Here is a 1,531-nt window from a genome sequence, read left to right on the forward strand (position 1 = left end):
GCTTCTTCGCTGTTTAAAGTGCGAACACCTGTCAATACTGGAAATTAAGAGACCAGTAGAGGATGAGGTGTTTTCATATGTTTGTAGCAAATCTTAAGGAAGGTCAGTTGGAAGAACTGCTTCATATTCCCGAGCCGTGGTATATCGATCGGGTTGATTTCAGCCTGGAAGCCAAGCAGTTGGACGTGTATGTCAAGTTTCGTGAGCGGGCGTTGTTTCCTTGTTCGAAGTGTGGAGCCCCAAACCAACCGGTAAGAGATATCGCCAATCATGATCGTACATGGCGTCATCTCAACTTTTTCGAGTATCCGAGTTACATCCATGCTGAACTTCCCAGAACCAACTGCGGGGAGTGTAATACCATCACCCGAGTCAATGTGCCTTGGGCCTTGGATAAACCTAAGCATTACTTTACGCTGCACTTCGATGCGCTCATTATTGCACTAGCTAAGGATATGCCCATGAATGCTGTTAGCCGTTTTGTAGGTGAGCATGACACGCGCTTGTGGCGGATTCTCCATCATTATGTCGATAACGCCATCGCGGCGCAAGATCTAACGTATGTCACGAAAATCAACACCGATGAAACGTCCGCCAAACGCGGGCACAATTACATCACCATCTTCATGGATCCGGAGCAAAAGAACGTCATCTGCGTGACCAAAGGCAAGGACTCTAGTACATGGGGCGAATGTAAAAAGCAACTGGAAGCCCATGGCGGGAACGCAGAAAACATTACAGAGGTTTGCATGGACATGTCACCCGCCTTCATCAAGGGTGCAGAGGAGAACTTCCCAAAAGCGTCAATCACCTTCGATAAGTTTCATGTCATTCAAGCCGCAAACGAAGCCGTTGATGAAGTCCGCCGTACCGAACGGAAGAGCTGCGCAGAACTAAAAGACACGCGATATATGTGGTTGAAAAACCCGGAAAATCTGACTGCTGCGCAACAAGAAACGATGGCGAAACTGAAGGACTGCGATCTGGATACCGCCAAAGCCTACCGGATGCGGCTGATCCTCCAGGAGATCTATCGCTATCCGGCTGCAATCGCACCCATGGTGCTGCAAGACTGGATTCAGTGGGGACTGCGTTGTCGACTGGCTCCAATGGTCGAAGTCGCCAAAATGCTGCAAACCCACTACGATGGCGTCGTCCGATGGTTTTCATCCAAACTGACAAACGGTCTGCTCGAAGGCGTAAATAGCTTATTTCAAGCGGCCAAACGGAAGGCCCGAGGCTACCGCTCCGAAAAGAACATCATCGCTATGGTCTACGTATTGGCAGGAAAGCTGAACTTCGCCTTGAAATAAGAAAAGAATTGGCAACAGCATGGAGCCACGCATCGCTCGCACCTGAACCAATTCCCTTGTCCAGCACCAGTATGCCCATTTGTAGTCTTGTTTATGCTGCAACAGATGGTGGACGTGGAGCGAAGCATCTATACCAATTCCCTTGTCCGATTTTCAAAGGTTTTCTGGAAATTCGTAGAGCTAATTTTGGCTGGTAGCATCGCTAGTGGCGAAGAGCC

The 1,531-nt window shown here is 49.1% G+C and carries 1 protein-coding gene; it reads left to right on the top strand.

The features are described 5' to 3' along the window. Positions 1–77: 77 nt before the first annotated feature. Complete coding sequence (locus F591_RS0126975) at positions 78–1,313, top strand: ISL3 family transposase (protein WP_019537637.1); 1,236 nt, start codon at positions 78–80, stop codon at positions 1,311–1,313. The last annotated feature ends 218 nt before the right edge of the window (positions 1,314–1,531 follow it).

This window comes from Paenibacillus ginsengihumi DSM 21568 (genome assembly GCF_000380965.1).
Classification (GTDB): Bacteria; Bacillota; Bacilli; order Paenibacillales; family NBRC-103111; genus Paenibacillus_G; species Paenibacillus_G ginsengihumi.

Coding starts and splice junctions, on each gene's coding strand:
- F591_RS0126975 (WP_019537637.1), top strand. CDS start 78: ATGTTTGTAGCAAATCTTAAGGAAGGTCAGTTGGAAGAACTGCTTCAT.